Raw genomic sequence first — 15,909 nt, forward strand, 5'->3', positions numbered from 1 at the left:
CTGCTTTGAACCCCTTCAAAATAGTCCACAATAAAATTCACAAACCTTTGACTGTCACCTGGTGAAAATGATGCTGTGAAATGCAAAGTATTCATAAAAATAGACGGCAAATGAATTTTCTTTCTATTCTTTTGCTAATGCCGTTCTATGTTATTATTAACAGTGTTCAAAAATAAGAGGTTCGCAAACTCCCTCTCTAAAAAACTAAGGAGATGTTTCAATTGAAAAAAGAAAAAGCGGTTGTCGTTTTCAGCGGCGGCCAAGACAGTACCACTTGCCTATTTTGGGCTTTGAAAAACTTTAGTGAAGTTGCAACCGTGACATTCGATTACGGCCAGCGCCACTCTGCTGAAATCGAATGCGCACGGAAAATCGCGGAAGAACTCGGTGTGTCTTTTAAAGTGCTCGACATGACTTTGATCAACCAGCTATCAGCCAATGCGCTGACCCGTGATGACATCGAAGTGACAGCAAAAGAAGGAGAACTGCCTTCAACTTTCGTGCCAGGCAGAAATCACTTATTCTTCTCATTTGCTGCTGTTTATGCAGATGCCATCGGTGCTCGTCATTTAGTTACCGGAGTCAGCCAAACAGATTTCAGCGGTTACCCGGATTGCCGCGACACATTCATCCGATCGCTGAATGTGACATTGAACCTGGCGATGGACAAACAATTCATCATTCATACGCCATTAATGTGGCTTGATAAATCGGAAGTGTGGGAACTTGCCGATGAACTGGATGCCCTCGATTTTGTGCAAGAAAAAACATTGACCTGCTATAACGGCGTCCCAAGCACCGGCTGCGGAGAATGTCCGGCATGTATCTTGCGCAATGAAGGTTTGGCTGTATACAAAGAGCGGAAATCAGCAGGTGAGCCTGTATGATGCAGCAATTCTATCCATCTATTCCACATGAATTCCGTTTTGAACTGAACAAAGACTTAAATTTCTCAGCAGCGCATTTTATTCCAAGCGAAGATGCGGGACAGTGCAAGGAAATGCACGGTCATACCTATTTTGTCAATGTCACAGTCGGCGGAGATGAACTGGATGCCACTGGGTTCCTGATTGACTTTAAATCCATTAAAAAAGCCATCCATAAAAAATACGATCACTCGGTTTTGAATAATCACCCTGAATTCGAAAATAAGTTTCCAACAACTGAACTATTGGCACAGCAGATTTGGCAGTCCATCCAAGACATTCTCAAGGCTACTGTCAATAAACCGAATTGCCTTCAAGTCATAGTGCGCGAGACACCGACAAGTTATGTCGTTTATCGCCCGCGCAAGGAGGACTTGCTATGAAAATACCGGTAATGGAAGTTTTCGGTCCGACCATCCAAGGAGAAGGAATGGTCATCGGACAAAAAACGATGTTTGTCCGAACAGCAGGATGTGATTATTCCTGTTCTTGGTGCGACTCTAAATTCACATGGGACGGCACAGGCCGCAGTGTTTCAAAGCAGCCTGCTGACATCATCGCCGAGCTGAAGAGTATCGGCGGCGAAGCATTTTCGCATGTAACGATTTCTGGCGGCAACCCGGCCCTTCATAAAGGCATAGGAGAGCTTGTCGATTTATGCCACGAAAACGGCTGGAAAGTCGGAGTGGAAACACAAGGATCTATTTGGCAGGACTGGATGCCGAAAATTGACGACATCACGATTTCGCCGAAGCCGCCAAGTTCCGGCATGGTCACTGATTTCGATAAATTGGATGGCTTCTTGCAAAAGTTGGACGGCTCAAATGCCAGCTTGAAAGTCGTCATTTTCGACGAAGAAGACTTTAAGTATGCAGAAGATATCCACTTGCGCTATCCAGGCGTCCCGTTCTTTTTGCAGACAGGCAACAGCGATACAGCAACCACCGATGATGCACATTTGACGGTTGCTCTTTTAGAACGTTATGAATGGCTGATTGACCAGTCAATCCGTTCTGCGATTATGAACGACGCCAAAGTCTTGCCACAGCTCCACGCACTTGTATGGGGCAATAAACGCGGAGTGTAACTATAAGAAAAAGCGTGGAATCATAATAGATTCCACGCCTTTTTCTTTGTTATCAGCTGATGCTTTTTAAGGCTTGCTTTACAGTAGCAAATGACTCAATGGTTGACATGTCTATGCCGCTCTTAATGATTGTCTGAGCAAGATCCGGCCGCAGCCCAGCCGCAACCACATGAATTCCCATCAATTTAAGGGTGCTTCCAATTTGATGAATCGCTTCTGCGACTTGAACATTGATTGTTACTAGACCTGAAAAATCTGAAATAACATGATTCACATTCATATCCGCTAATCGCGGAACAACATTATCGATAATATGCTTGATCCGTTCCTCATCAATAAAACCGATCAGCGGCAATACGACAATATCGTCTTTGATCGGAACAATCGGAGCTGATAATCTTGTCAGTTCTTTTTTTGTTTCTTCCTGATATTCGGCGGTAAGCCGTTCAAAAGCAAAAAATGTCTCATTTAAACTAACGTCCAAAAGCGTATTGATCCGTTTTAAGATGAATGCCGCTTCCTTAACAGACAAATCCAGATTTATACTGATTTCAGTGAATAGTTCATTGAAAATTTCTCTGGTAGGTGAATAGCGAATGACGATTTCAGAAATTCTGCCTCCTGAAGCGACTTGCATTGCCGCATTCTTCTTGCTCCATTCAATCAATGATTCAGGAACCGATTCTTCGTCTTCGTTCACCAACAGTTCACCGAAAAAATTCAAAAGCTGATCGTACATCAAAACCGCTTGTTCCTTCTCCGCTTCCGAGATGATAAGATTCATTCTGCAAATAACATTATCCACGATATCATGTGGCAAAGCGTTAATATTATCCTGTATGTATTGGGAAAAATTATAAATGCCGTTCATAGGGACTCCACCTTTTTATATACTCATTCCTTTATTATAGCTCAAAAGAATATTTTTTCTTAGCATAAAAAGTAAAAAGACGAAAATTTTACTTGTAAATTATCAACACATAAAAAGTTGCTTGCAATTGTTCATGCAAGCAACTTTTTATTTTACATATTAAAGCTCTTCGGCTTTCCGGTATGTCAAGGTTTTTCCTGTATAGCCGTATAAAACCGTCAATATCGGCGATAACAGACAGAAGAATGCGAACGGCAGATATTCCAAGGTAGAAACGCCTAAAATGGAAGTGATGAAGATCCCGCAGACGCTCCAAGGTACAAGAGGATTGACGACCGTTCCTGCATCTTCCATTACCCTGCTTAGATTCTTGCCGGCAAGTCCTAATTTTTCATATTGCGTATGAAAAGCTTGGCCAGTCAGTAAAATAGATAAATATTGCTCACCGATCAGCACATTGATGCCGATTGCCGTCAAGGCCGATGCAGCAATAACTGAAGAAACTTTCTTCAATAGGCTTTCCAATTTCGCCAATAAACATTGGACAATCCCGAGCGTGAAAAGTAATCCCCCCATGCTGAGCGCGAGCAGGACCAAACCAATTGTAAACAACATGCTTTCCATGCCGCCTCTTGAAAGCAAAGCATCTATTTCATTGATACCCGTTTCCGACACAAATCCGCTATACAGAATGGCCATAATTTCAGCAGCACTGTAGCTGTGATGGAAAAAAGAAATGATTACAGCCGTCAAAGAACTGATGGCAAGGGTCATCATTGCTGGAACTTTTCTTAGCGTCAAAATGATTAATGCAAGCAATGGAATGATTGTATACCAGTGGATGGCGCCCGTATCACGAAGGCCTTGCTGGAAAAACGCGACGTCATCCACTTGAGCCCCCGATACATCAGGAGACAGGAAAGCAAAGACTAATAGTGACAGCACAAAAGCCGGAACCGTTGTCCATCCCATATTGCGGATATGTTCAAACAAATCCACGCCAACCATAGAAGAAGCCAGATTTGTCGTATCCGACAACGGAGACATTTTATCCCCGAAAAAAGCGCCAGAAACAATTGCCCCTGCTGTAATTGCCAATGAAATATCCATTACTGCTGCCATTCCGATAAAAGCAACTCCAACTGTAGCAACTGTTGTCAAAGAACTTCCAATCGATATCCCGATTATCGAACAGACTACAAAAACAATCGCGAAGAAAAACAATGGGGTTACCAGATTAAAGCCAAAATAAATCAATGTTGGAATGGTACCGCTCATCATCCAAGTGCTGATTAAAATACCGATGAAGAAAAAAAGAAATACCGCACTCATTCCGGCTCCCGCTCCTGCTACCAATCCGCTCTCTAATTTGCGATATGGCACTTTTTTGAGCAGGCCAAAGCAAAATAGCAGCAAAATAGATAAGAGAATTGGAATATGCGGAACTGCTTCAAATCGGATGAGGCTTACGCTGATAATCATGACAATGAGAACGATCAATGCGACCGCTTCTTTGACCGTTGGTGATATAACTTCTTTAATCTGAAACATGAATGATTCCCCCTGAAAATAAAAAATTATAATAAAAAAACCTATCATCCCCATAAAAAGGGACGAAGGTTTCTCCGCGCTACCACCCTATTTGACAGCCAACAGACCATCCACTTCATTAAAAAGTTGAAAAAACGGATGGCGTACTTCATCCATATCGCTGCCTGAATTTCCACCATACATTCAGTCTCTGCTTGCTGCACACGAAAAGTTTACTGTACCATCTTCAACGTCACTTATTATTTTTACATAATCAATTGTTTTAAATCTTATCATGTTCTTAAAGCAAGTCAAGGTCTTATTTACATAATTCATACATTCTGTTTAATTTTTAGTAGTTGAATCGGCCAATTTGGCCTTTTCCTCCTTAGTTTCCCTTCCAGCTAAAAATTTCACAAAAGGCACGATAAAAATGGACAGAAATAAAATCCGGAATAATTGAAATGCCGTCACTACCGTAACATCAGCATGAACCGAAGCTGCAATAATCCCCATCTGGTCAAGCCCGCCTGGTACCACACTTAAAAAACTGGTAGAAAAACTTAAACCATATAAGTCCTGTAAAATATAACTGATGCCATATGCGAAAGCAATTAGGACTGCACTCGAAAAAAACGAATAAAAAATCAGTTTGGGCGTCAAGTTTATGTCTTCTTTCTTTAAGAGGAGACCAATATAAATCCCTATTAGCAATTGAGCAATATGCAGCAGCAGGCTTGGCATAACCGGCACTTCAATGCTTAAGATATTCAATAGCATGATAAAAAAAACGGGTCCCAGCAAAAACGCAGTTGGCACTCTTCCTAATTTAAATACCATACCCGATAGATAACAGAAACCGAGCAAAACTAAAAGGTACAGCGAATAACTGCCTTCAGCTGTTTCTCCAGCTTGCGGTGAATTTCCGCTTGCTACGATAAAAGGTACAATTGCGACGATCAGCAAGACCCGCAGCACATGATAAAACGTTACAGCAGTCAAATCGATGCCTTTCTGTTCTTCAGCAAATGTAATAATTTGCGACATTCCACCTGGAACACAACACGTCATTGCGGTCCCTTTATCTACTTCCGTCCGAGAAGCCATTAAAAAGCTGATAAACAGAAAAAGCAGAAAGAAAGCAATATTAATCACCAGCATAATCCCAAAATACTGTTTCATCCCCTGTAAAGCTTCTAAAGTAAAAGCAAAACCAATAACATATCCGGCAAATACCAATCCCGTATTCCGAAAAACTGGATGCCATTGCAATGAAATTGGTGTAAATAATTGTACGGCTAACACTGTGAAAAGCGAACCTAGCAGCCACGGCATCGGCGCACCAATTACCTCGAACAATAGAGCTCCTGCCAGTCCAACTATAAATGCTTTTCCCATTGGATGTATGGTCAAATCGGTCATCTTCTTTCTTAATATCCACTCTTGTTTTTCAATTATAACTTTTTTCGCTCATGGATAAAATTTTTTATTTTCTTTAATGCTTGCCTGTTTATCCACTGCATAAAAAAACTTGCCGCGAGGACAAGTTTTTAGTTGAATCTATTTTTTTCGTTCAAGGGAACGGTTAGCTTTCCTTTGTCGCTTTCATGAAATGGCTTGTTCCTTGTAAAATGGAATAGGCTCATCAGATGTGCCTCGAACTTTGGCAAGAAATCTCGCTGCTTCTTTGGACAAATGGATTTCTTTTTCCTTCATTTGATTTCGCAAAGCTTCAAGCATTTTTTGGGCAATTTCTTCTCCTTGGTAAGATGGATTTACTGAGAAATGCAAAAGAATGAAATGGTTTTCATGTTGCTCGACTCCAGCGAGCCCTGTTACGTTGTCTCCTTCTTTCCAAAGATATAACTGCCATTTCGGATTTTCCTCGTATGCCTGAATGGTCTCCTTCAATTCTTTGAAATTAAAACCTTTGGACATTAATGACATCAATCCCATTGCAACTTTCATATACGATTTTTTATATTTGCATAACATGCTGTTATCCCTCGATTTCAAAATCTAAAATCTTTCTCTTCTTTATTCAATAAAATAGCATCATCCAATAAAGTTCCTTATCCTACATTTATATTCTCTATTTTTCCAAAATTTAAACCTGTCTTTTTCCTTTATTATTTTTCCCTACTAACTATTTCCCTGCATGAATATAAAAAAGTTCGCCTTCTGCAAGGCAAACTTTTTTATATTCATGCTTCAGATTTCTTGTTTATAAGTTTCAATCTCCCAAGAATGCTCAAATTCAACGGCCCCTTTTAAGGTTTGGGCAACTGGGCATCCTTGATCAAAAACGGTTAAAGCCCGCTCTGCCGCTGCTTCTTTGCCTTCTGGCACTTTCACAAAATAATGGCAGTTGATTTTCGTTATTTTCAATATGCCTTCAGGTGCTTCAATGGTTCCTTGCACATTGGCACGTACTTTATCGGGTGAAGTCGGAATTTTACGCGCTTCCAGCGCGCCTGATAAGGTCCCGACCAGTCAACCGCCAGTAGCAGCTACAATATGGTCCAGCGTTGATGGATATTCCAGATTGGTATCTACACCATAAAACGCCTTAACACCACCGTGCACACCATACAGTACAGGTTCTTCAAAATCACCAATATATGCTTCACGAATTTTATTGGCCGTGTCTTTTTGAACGATTGTTATTTTTGTCAACTCGATAGGTTCACTCATTTGATCACCTTCCTTCTTTTTACCATAACAATTAGAAAATTTTCCTGCAAACAAATTAACTTATCATTAGATAGTCAGGACTTTCAAAAAGAAGCAAGATAATTCACTGAATGCAATGCCCGTATAGCACTGGCCGCATGCGTGCCCCAATGAATCTCGAAATTGTATTTCCATTCCCAAACCGCTTCTGTATGGTCACCTTGCTCATAAAGAATTAATCCCCGTTTGATGTCACTGTAAATATCCAGTATGTCGTCCGTCAACGTTTCGTTTAAGGGCTCTTCCATCATCTCTTCCATTTCCTCATCCGAGTGATAAGGGTCATAGACTCCCCAATAGACATTGTGTGTCCCGAAGTCAACTTGAGGCAATTGAAAATCAATGTCAAAAGAGTCATCTTTTCCAGGCTCGGCTTCTGGCAGATAAAGAGCTTTCGTGTACAATTCGGTAACAGCAATATGCAATTGTTTGAATTTCTCAATTTCTCCTAAAGTGCCCAACGATTCAATTAAATGGCAATAGTCCTTTGCTGCCTGCAAAAAAGTTTCTACTTTTGTCGTTTCCATGTCCTGTCACTTCCAGTCCTTGAGTATCTGGCAAAATTCCAGTTTACTATATTTAAGCCAATGATTTAATTAAAGTAAAGTAACTGTGCCCTGGCGGGTAATCTTTGATTTCACCTGCTACCGTATAGCCCTTGCTTACATAAAAAGAGTAGGCTTGAAAATCATATGTAGTCAGCAGCACCTTCTCTGCCCCTAGTTCCTTGGCTTGTTTTTCCGCTGCTTCAAGCAGTTTAGAACCTAGTCCTTTGCCCCGGCATTTTTCTTCGAACCAAAAATGATGGATTTCACACCAATTCCAGTAAAGGCTTGCAGAAATCCCGCCAATCCATTCGCCGGAATCATCACTCACTTTCATACTGAGTGGTTTTACTGCTCCTTCCTTTCTTGAATCTCTATGGGGGATGGAATAAGCATCATTGAAATCCCTGATTTTCTGTTTCAAAAACCCCCGGAATTGCTCTTCCTTTTTCAAAGATACTTCTATTTTCATCGCGGTTTTATTCTCCTTCGCTTGTTTGCCATTATTTCTTCATGAGCTTGGTATATTCTTGATGGACCAAGTTTTTGAACTTCTCTTGTTCTTCACTATACTGAAGGAGGTGCAGCGTCTTTTTGGTGTCTCCAAGAAATTTCCTCACTTTTGGATTGTACCGGATGATATGGTCGTATCTGAAGTCCTGCCTTAGTGCTGAAAACCAGTCTTCCTGATTTAGCCGTTCCACGTTCTTTTCGAAATTTGAAGGGCTCAGAAGAGCGTTTTGTAATTTATCCCCGGCTTTAAATAATACCGCATTCCCTAATATCCTGAACACAAATTCAAACATCTACAGCCATCCTCTCCAATTCAACCTAAAATCATTAGCCTATAGGAAAATAAGCTTTTCCTGCTGTTGTTTCAAAAATGCATTCAACGACATACAAGAATGCCAGCTACATCAACAAAAGGCATATTAAAATTAATTCTCGCTTTTTGCATTAAATTCCTTCTTTAGGAACCACTTCTGCCATCCGTTTATCCGGCCAGTTCACTAAGAAAATGCCTGCAAAAATCATAGCACCTCCAACAAGGAGAGCTAGGCCGATGGCTTCACCGAGCAACAGCCATCCGGAAATGATCCCAAAGAACGGGGCAAGAAACAGGAATGCACTGACTTTTCCCGGATTGCCGTTTTGCAGCAGGAAAAACCAGACAGCGAATTGGACAATTGACGCAGGAATCGCTAGCCATAATACAATCATGACCGAAGCAGAATTGACCACCAGCTGGGTGTTTTCCAATGATAAACTTCCTAACAGCAACAGCAAACCGCCAAAAAGCATTTGATAGGCGGTCAATACCCAGACATCAAATTGCTGGCCCCATTGTTTAATCAGCAAAGTCGCCGCAGCCCAAAAAACCGCACTGAAGAATCCTAAAAGAGTGCCGATTTCTGCTTGAAGCTGTCCGCCCATTGTGACAAACACTCCAATAAACCCAAGGAGCACACCGCTCCATTGCACAAGCCGGTAACGGATGCCAAGGGCCACTGTGCCAAAGACCACTACCAGCAGCGGATTCATGAACGTCAAGATGGCTGATTCTCCGGCGGTGATTGTCCGCAAACTTAAAAAGATAGCCCCCATGACACCTGCTGTTTGAAAAGCGCCGATCACTAAAATCCGAAACCAGTCTTTTCGTTTTTTGGGATGCGGCCTTTTTAGAACCAGTACAATGGCAGCCATTAATAACCCTGCCAGCGTAAAGCGCAATCCGACCAATAATAGAGGAGATATATAAAACATCCCAATTTTTCCAACCGCGAAAGAAGACCCCATTAAACTGGTGGTCAAAATGACTAACAGCGCAAAAGCCAATTTATTATTCAAATTCTAATCTCCTTTGGAATCCTCGAAAACACAGCACCTTCGGCTTTGAAAGCATCGAGGATGTCTTTAGTCTGTTTTTCAATGCCGTTTCGTCCATCTTTTTCTCGTTTAAAGGCGACGCCAATATCTTAAAGAAGCAGGAATTTCTTGTTCACTGGAACGGAAAACCGGCTTTTCACCTCTGCAGACAAATTCCCGGGCTTCATAAAACGGGATGCCTTTTTGATTTCCTTTGGCTACCGAGACCCATTGCTCCTTCGCGCCAAATTCCTCCTTCTGTTGGCGGGTGATCGCATCCAATAACTCGGTCCCAATTCCTTCTCCTAACCTTGAAGGTTCCAAGTAGAGAACGAACACTTCCCCTATTGAGTCAGCGATCATTCCACCGCCTCCAGCTCCAACCACTTTGCCGTCTTCAAGTGCAACAAAGTATCCGCCCCATTCTTTACTAAAGTTTGTCACTTCATATAAAATCCGTTGTTCATTATAGAAATCCTGGACCACAGCCTCAATGTACTCCTTTGAATACATGTCACTATAGGTCGCCCAATATCCTTTTGTGCAAACCATAGCAATCCCTTTCACATGTTCCGGTTGTGCTTTGCGAACAAGTACCATAATAAAACTCCTTTCGACTGTTCCTAATGCCAAAATGTAGATGTTTTTAAATGCAATTTTATTGTGTATATTTTCTGTATTCATACTCCTATTTTTTGTATATGCTTTTACTAAAAAGAAACACAGTCAGTGATGTTTCCTTTCTCCCACTGACTGTTAAAGCGGGGTAAAAGCTGGAGAAATCCGTTTAGGGGGCCAATCAATGATCACTCGGAGAATTGTTTTTTTACTTGGGTTATCCCAGTTGATCTGCTGGGGCATTTCTTATTATTTGATTGCAGCTTTTGGGGTAGTGATTTCTAAGGATCTTAACTGGAGCAGAACCTTGGTCTATGGCGGATTTTCTGCTGCACTGGTTATCATGGGAATCACCTCTCCATTAACCGGTAAACTGATTGACCAGTTCAGCGGGCGCTTTGTCATGTCTGCAGGCTCTGTTCTCCTCGCCCTCGGCTGTTCCGGCATTGCTTTTTCTTATTCTGTATCCTTTTACTATGCTTCTTGGATTGTACTGGGTTTTGCGATGCGCTTGACTCTTTATGACGCAGCTTTCGCTTCATTGGTACGAATTGCTGGTTCAGGAGCAAAACGGTCCATTTCACAAATCACACTGCTTGGCGGGCTCGCTTCGACCGTTTTCTGGCCAATTGGCTTTTTTCTTGCGGAATCTTTTGGCTGGCGTAATGCCCTTCTTGTATATGCCGGGTTTGCTTTTTTGACGCTTCCACTGCATCTGGCTATTCCACAAGAACGTTTCAAAGAAGACACTACCATTGTGAGTCCTGATGCAGGAGTTATAACGAAGCTGAATCTTACCGGCCGAGAGCGTCTCATTTCCGGAAGCCTCTATGCACTGATTTTCTCTCTCCTTAGCTTTTTGAATTCTGCGATGTCCGCTCATATGATTGCCATATTGTCAGGGCTTGGGCTCGCTGCAGCTGTTTCCGTTTGGATTTCTGCGCTGCGGGGAATCGGCCAATCTCTCGCACGGGTGGCAGAACTATTATTTGGAGGCCGCATTCATCCTTTCATGCTGACAATCTTGGCTTCTGGATTACTGCCAATTTGCTTTATCATTGGCTTATTCAGCGGCCAGCTTATCACGACAGCTTTCATCTTTGCGTTTCTATACGGCGCGGGCAATGGGCTGATGACCATTGCCCGGGGCTCTCTGCCACTTGTTCTATTTGACAATAAAACCTATGGTTCTTTTGTTGGTAAATTGCTTGTGCCAAGTTTTTTGTTGTCTGCTGTCGCACCCATTGTCTACTCGCTGATTATCGAAAATCATGGTGAACAAGCGGCTCTTTCTCTTTCTTCAGCTCTTGCATTTACAGTGTTTAGTGCAGCATTCCTATTGAAAAAGAGATATTCTCACAGAAACTCATAACCCATTGTTTCATCCTGCTAATATTGCTGATAGGACCATTAGCTATCCTCGAAACCCACTCTTTTATATTTGTTCTTTCTTTAATCTAATGACTTCATTTTCCAATAAGCTAAGTCTCTTGTGAATCCGATAAAGAATTGGCAAGTAGGCAATGACAACAATGATCATCCATCCCAATAAATTTCCCTCCTTTTGCAAAAGTAATTGATTTAACAACGTGAATTGTTAAATCTATTCTTCTGAAATAAATGTCACACAATGCATATGGATGATTAATTTATCAAGAGGAAGCTAGTTCCCAGGCACCCATGTTAAGTTCACTTCTACATTACCGCCACTCCAAAATGTCTCAGCCACCTGGCATATCAATTTTCAGAGCATCTCTTGTTTTTTATATTCCATCAACCAGCAATCTTTCATTTCCCCTTCATGCATTTCATGAGCCGGAAGAAATTTCACTTTCTTAAAACCGCATTTTTCATAACAGGCAATTGCCCGTTCATTCCAGACCTGGGGGTCCATGACGAGAACATCCGCCTGTTTTTCAGTTAATAAGTAGTCTTTTATTAAATTAACGAGCCGTTTCCCGAGTCCCTTATTCCAATAATCCGCTTCTCCAATAAATTGATCGGTGCCAAAGACAATATCTGCTGGATTCCAATAACCGTATTCAATTTTGGCTTGATCCTCTAACGGATAAAATTGAACATAGCCAATTGCTTTCCCTTCGTATTCAACTAGACAGTTTGTTGTTTCATCTTCCCGATTGTAAAAATGCTGGTTCACTTTTTCTAAATCTTGAGGATTGTCCCGTCCTTCGTAGTATTCTAATACTTCTGGATTGGTCAGCCACTTTGCCATTATTTCTTTATCGGATTCTTCCAGCTTCCGGATCAGCATTTTTCCATCCTGAATCAACACAACGCTCACCTCCTTGGTAAACAGATTGACCTGTTGAACCATTTATATCAGGTTGCCTTTCAAAATATACGGCACCGAATGATTGACCTTGATCAGCTTTTCCGCTCCTTCCGGAATGGATAGATGTTCTGCAGCTTCACGGAATGGCATCCACCTTACTTCTTCAATTTCCTCCGGAAAAGCAATGGCGATTTCACCCCCAAGAATTTTTCCTTCAAAAGTGAAAAATATGGCATGATGTCCTCTTTCCTCAAAAAAGTCTTCACTGATGGAGAAGATTCCGCCGAGGGAAACATCGAGTCCCGTCTCTTCTTTAGCTTCCCGTATCGCAGCTTCCTGCAAGGTTTCTCCCGTTTCCACCGCTCCCCCTGGAAGCGTGTAATATGACTCGTATTCTCCGTAATTTCTGACCATTAATATATTTTCTCCAGTGGCATCCCGAAGCATGACATAAACCACATCCACTCTTTTCATACGAAGCTCCTTTGTGAATATTTGTAATCGCAGCACGAACAATCCAACTGGAATGTTTGTTTTAGTAAAAGCTAATCTGAAATATAGATTTTCTGCAAAGTTTATGGCGTTTGTTTTAATGTACACCTTTTTTGTTATTGGTACTTGTCAAAAGAAAATCTCTCCTTGATAAGATTAGCCACTTTATCCGGCTGTAGATTGGAATTATCGATTCGAATGTAGTTATCATATTCAATTTCACCTTCCAACGAATTTAGGCGGTATTTCTTCATTGAATCCAGTAATTCTCGTTCCGATTCTTCTATATTCCGCTTGGTCGGCTTATGGTCGAGCCTGCTGAATGATTTATTTCGCTCGATTCTTATTTCCAAGTCTGCTTCCAATTCAACAAAATAAACTTTGTGGCCACTTGACTCGAATATCTTCCGAGTCTTTTCGACAAATTCCCAATCTTCCTCCATATTAAATGCCCAAACATAAGTAAAAATGATGCCTTCTATTTCACTTTTGGCAACTGATTTAAATATTTCTTCTCTGAACAGATTCGACAGCCGCCACATCTCTGAACTGAATCCAAAAAATGGGTGCAGCAATTCAATGGTCATATGATTATGAAACAGTTTGAATCCTGTTGTTTTTTCGAGTTCTTTTCCTATTGTCATTTTCCCGGTCGCTTGAGGCCCGAATAATAAAATTAATTCCATAACGGCTCCTTTAGTTCATATTTCTTCTTTTGTCTTCTCGGATGTTTTAAAGCAAAACAATTAAATTTTGGGCTCCATGTGTATATTTAGTTTCCTTGCATCTCACCAGTTGTTTATGCCATCTAATGGAATGCAAGGCTAACCATTCAGCAAATTCTGTCGGATCGCTTAATTCCACGGTTCTCTTCCAATCTGTTCAACCCATTATCTTAGCCATATAAAACTCGTTGACGTAATCCCCATTTATGTACAAGGAATCTTTCTTTATGCCTTCAATCCCATAACCCATCTTTTGATACAATGCTATCCCTGCCGCATTGTGTTCCATTACGGTCAACTCGATTCGGTGCAGTTTCTCTTCCGCTGCCCATCGCTCCAATGTTTGAAAGAGCCCGGTTCCAATTCCTTTTCCCCGCTGGCTTGCTTGAATGCCGATGGCGACGTAAACCGAATGCCGTTTTCTTTTTAAAGTATCTCCGATGGCAAATAGATAACCTACTAACTCTCCGTTCTCTTCTGCCACAAAAACAGCTGAGTGCCCATTCATTGCTTCGAGTCGTTTTTTAATCTGCTCAAGCGAAGTTTTTCTTTCACCCGGTTCAAAAAGCATAAAATTCGATTCTTCTACTTCTTTCATCAAACTAACCAGCTTTTCAGCGTCGGCTGGCACTGCTTTTCGTATTTCCATGTTTGCCTCCAGTTGAAAGTATTGTTTTATTTCATTGTTGCTTTAATCATTTATATTGCTTCTGGCATAATGTCATTCAGTAATTTTATTCAATGTTCTACTTTCTTTGATTGGCCGTCTTTCATTTTAAACCTGGTCCATTCTGGTTTTATCTTCATCCGACTTCCTCCGATCTTTTACATGTTTAATTATACCTAAAATTCCCAATTTCAGATAGAATTATTAGAATGTTCCGGGTTTTTTTATTTTCTTATGGATTTAAAAATCCTCCACCCATAACGGATGCATGGGAGAAGGAAATTTTAAAGGACTGCTTCAGTTGTTTCCGGTGATTTCTGGCTTGTCCCTCTGATAAACATACCGGTATAAACAAGGAATGTCCCGATCATCAAAATAACTCCAATATAGACGGACATCATCGTCGGAACCAGAAAAGCGCCGATAACAATTGTGGAACGCGCAATCAGGTCGGCTCCGCTGAATGAAAGATTGGAAAAGGCAGAATAAGAGCCCCTTTTGTCAGCCGGAATCATATTTGCGAGTTCAGCATTCCGGACCGGAGAATAAATGAGCTCTCCGAGAGTGGCTATGACGTTAAAGAGAATCAGGATGTACCAGCTATCCGCTGAAGTGACCGTTATATAGCCAATACTGTAGACAATCAATCCCACAAGCAAAACTTTTCGGTTTTTAAAGCGGTCTGTAATTTTGCTGATAAAGAAAGTGAAACAGACCACAAACAGCATGTTTTGGATATTTAGGATACTCAGCATCCGGACTCCCGCAATATCGAAATTTCCGACACTTACCGTTTCGAACGTTTCAGCGAGCCGGACCCCAATATAACTGTTTAATGAAAATTCCGCAGCGAAGATGAACATCGAGCCGGTCACTACTTTCACAAAAGGCGAATCTTGAAATGCCACTTTGTAATTTTGGAAAACGTCAATCAACACATTGTGATGCTGTTTTTTCAGAACGCTATTCTGCTCGTCAATCAGCCATATGCGATAAGCAATCGGCAAACAGATGGACGTGACGGTCAATAGCATAAATAACTCAATCTGATGATTGACGTATAATAACCCTCCCAGCGCTGCACCGATTGCCATCGACAAATTCGTCAGCCAGTATTCAATCGTATACACCGCTTTCCGGTTTTCCGGAGTAGTCGAATCGATGATAATGGCGTGCATTGCCGGCCTCCCGAGGCTGCTTGAAACAATAAATCCGATATAGGAAGCTGCAAAGAGCCAAATAAGATTTTCGCTCGGGACTAAGCTAATGGTCATTGCCAGAAATGCTAAAGCACTGATCAACGATGTCCATACGACAACTCCCTTGCGCGGAAAACGGTCAGAAATATAGCCTCCGATTAAATTAATAAAAAAACTAATGATGACGGTACCGACTAAAAACATCCCGGCCCAGACTTTGCTCATTTCCAGCGCGAAGAACAACGCCATAAAAGGCATAACTGCTGATCCTACTGCCCGGTTGAAAAACGATGTTATTAAGCGGACTTTAATGTTTTGTGGATATTCTTTCCAGCTCATATTGCTAACCTCCTTTGT

20 protein-coding genes and 1 riboswitch are annotated in these 15,909 nt (G+C 41.4%); of the genes, 4 read left to right on the top strand and 16 right to left on the bottom strand.

Annotated features, from left to right (window positions below; all coding sequences use genetic code 11):
- The first annotated feature begins 170 nt into the window (after positions 1-170).
- Positions 171-214: riboswitch (PreQ1 riboswitch) on the top strand.
- 7 nt (positions 215-221) lie between these two features.
- From queC to queE, 3 genes are read left to right on the top strand one after another with little or no spacing between them, the layout of a single operon-like run.
- Complete coding sequence (gene queC, locus AC3AQ9_RS06895) at positions 222-887, top strand: 7-cyano-7-deazaguanine synthase QueC (RefSeq protein ID WP_488306681.1); 666 nt, start codon at positions 222-224, stop codon at positions 885-887.
- The gene (queD, locus tag AC3AQ9_RS06900; RefSeq protein ID WP_488306682.1) at positions 884-1,309 is read left to right on the top strand and encodes a 6-carboxytetrahydropterin synthase QueD; all 426 of its coding nucleotides are present in this window, start codon (positions 884-886) and stop codon (positions 1,307-1,309) included. Before queC ends, queD begins: the two co-directional genes overlap by 4 nt.
- A complete protein-coding gene (queE, locus tag AC3AQ9_RS06905; protein ID WP_488306683.1) occupies positions 1,306-2,013 on the top strand; it encodes a 7-carboxy-7-deazaguanine synthase QueE in 708 nt (235 codons plus the stop codon). The genes queD and queE overlap by 4 nt, the downstream gene beginning before the upstream one ends.
- Positions 2,014-2,065: 52 nt before the next feature.
- Here queE and AC3AQ9_RS06910 read toward each other — a convergent pair whose 3' ends face one another.
- The 11 genes from AC3AQ9_RS06910 to AC3AQ9_RS06960 form a co-directional block, all read right to left on the bottom strand.
- Entirely contained in the window at positions 2,066-2,884 is an 819-nt protein-coding gene (locus AC3AQ9_RS06910) for an STAS domain-containing protein (protein ID WP_488306684.1), read from the bottom strand.
- Positions 2,885-3,043: 159 nt separating this feature from the next.
- Complete coding sequence (nhaC, locus tag AC3AQ9_RS06915; RefSeq protein WP_488306685.1) at positions 3,044-4,435, bottom strand: Na+/H+ antiporter NhaC; 1,392 nt, start codon at positions 4,433-4,435, stop codon at positions 3,044-3,046.
- A gap of 324 nt (positions 4,436-4,759) precedes the next feature.
- Complete coding sequence (locus tag AC3AQ9_RS06920; protein ID WP_488306686.1) at positions 4,760-5,827, bottom strand: AbrB family transcriptional regulator; 1,068 nt, start codon at positions 5,825-5,827, stop codon at positions 4,760-4,762.
- 192 nt (positions 5,828-6,019) lie between these two features.
- Positions 6,020-6,409 carry a GNAT family N-acetyltransferase gene (locus tag AC3AQ9_RS06925; protein WP_488306687.1) on the bottom strand — a complete coding sequence of 130 codons (390 nt, stop codon included), beginning with the start codon at positions 6,407-6,409 and terminating at the stop codon, positions 6,020-6,022.
- A gap of 216 nt (positions 6,410-6,625) precedes the next feature.
- Positions 6,626-6,907, bottom strand: coding sequence for an OsmC family protein (locus AC3AQ9_RS06930; protein ID WP_488306844.1), 282 nt, complete (start codon positions 6,905-6,907; stop codon positions 6,626-6,628).
- Complete coding sequence (locus AC3AQ9_RS06935) at positions 6,908-7,108, bottom strand: hypothetical protein (protein ID WP_488306688.1); 201 nt, start codon at positions 7,106-7,108, stop codon at positions 6,908-6,910.
- Between the two features lie 83 nt (positions 7,109-7,191).
- Positions 7,192-7,674, bottom strand: a complete 483-nt coding sequence (locus tag AC3AQ9_RS06940; RefSeq protein ID WP_488306689.1) for a DUF5063 domain-containing protein — start codon at positions 7,672-7,674, stop codon at positions 7,192-7,194.
- A gap of 52 nt (positions 7,675-7,726) precedes the next feature.
- Positions 7,727-8,164, bottom strand: a complete 438-nt coding sequence (locus AC3AQ9_RS06945; protein WP_488306690.1) for a GNAT family N-acetyltransferase — start codon at positions 8,162-8,164, stop codon at positions 7,727-7,729.
- Between the two features lie 31 nt (positions 8,165-8,195).
- Positions 8,196-8,498 (bottom strand): hypothetical protein, encoded by a 303-nt coding sequence (locus AC3AQ9_RS06950; protein WP_488306691.1) that lies wholly within the window; start codon positions 8,496-8,498, stop codon positions 8,196-8,198.
- A gap of 151 nt (positions 8,499-8,649) precedes the next feature.
- Positions 8,650-9,540: a DMT family transporter gene (locus AC3AQ9_RS06955; RefSeq protein WP_488306692.1), complete on the bottom strand. Its 891-nt coding sequence runs from the start codon at positions 9,538-9,540 to the stop codon at positions 8,650-8,652.
- A 108-nt stretch (positions 9,541-9,648) separates the two neighbouring features.
- Positions 9,649-10,158: a GNAT family N-acetyltransferase gene (locus AC3AQ9_RS06960; protein ID WP_488306693.1), complete on the bottom strand. Its 510-nt coding sequence runs from the start codon at positions 10,156-10,158 to the stop codon at positions 9,649-9,651.
- Positions 10,159-10,360: 202 nt separating this feature from the next.
- Between AC3AQ9_RS06960 and AC3AQ9_RS06965 the strand changes: the two genes are divergently transcribed.
- A complete protein-coding gene (locus AC3AQ9_RS06965; RefSeq protein WP_488306694.1) occupies positions 10,361-11,548 on the top strand; it encodes an MFS transporter in 1,188 nt (395 codons plus the stop codon).
- A gap of 372 nt (positions 11,549-11,920) precedes the next feature.
- On the opposite strand, the gene AC3AQ9_RS06970 is transcribed toward AC3AQ9_RS06965, so the two are convergent.
- From AC3AQ9_RS06970 to AC3AQ9_RS06990, 5 genes are all read right to left on the bottom strand, one after another.
- Entirely contained in the window at positions 11,921-12,469 is a 549-nt protein-coding gene (locus tag AC3AQ9_RS06970) for a GNAT family N-acetyltransferase (protein ID WP_488306695.1), read from the bottom strand.
- 42 nt (positions 12,470-12,511) lie between these two features.
- Complete coding sequence (locus AC3AQ9_RS06975; protein ID WP_488306696.1) at positions 12,512-12,943, bottom strand: NUDIX hydrolase; 432 nt, start codon at positions 12,941-12,943, stop codon at positions 12,512-12,514.
- A 134-nt stretch (positions 12,944-13,077) separates the two neighbouring features.
- Positions 13,078-13,647, bottom strand: coding sequence for an ATP-binding protein (locus tag AC3AQ9_RS06980; RefSeq protein WP_488306697.1), 570 nt, complete (start codon positions 13,645-13,647; stop codon positions 13,078-13,080).
- A 196-nt stretch (positions 13,648-13,843) separates the two neighbouring features.
- Positions 13,844-14,335, bottom strand: coding sequence for a GNAT family N-acetyltransferase (locus AC3AQ9_RS06985; protein WP_488306698.1), 492 nt, complete (start codon positions 14,333-14,335; stop codon positions 13,844-13,846).
- A gap of 302 nt (positions 14,336-14,637) precedes the next feature.
- Positions 14,638-15,891, bottom strand: a complete 1,254-nt coding sequence (locus AC3AQ9_RS06990; protein ID WP_488306699.1) for an MDR family MFS transporter — start codon at positions 15,889-15,891, stop codon at positions 14,638-14,640.
- Positions 15,892-15,909 lie beyond the last annotated feature (18 nt).

The sequence above is a fragment of the Planococcus sp. VCh962 genome (assembly GCF_057748275.1).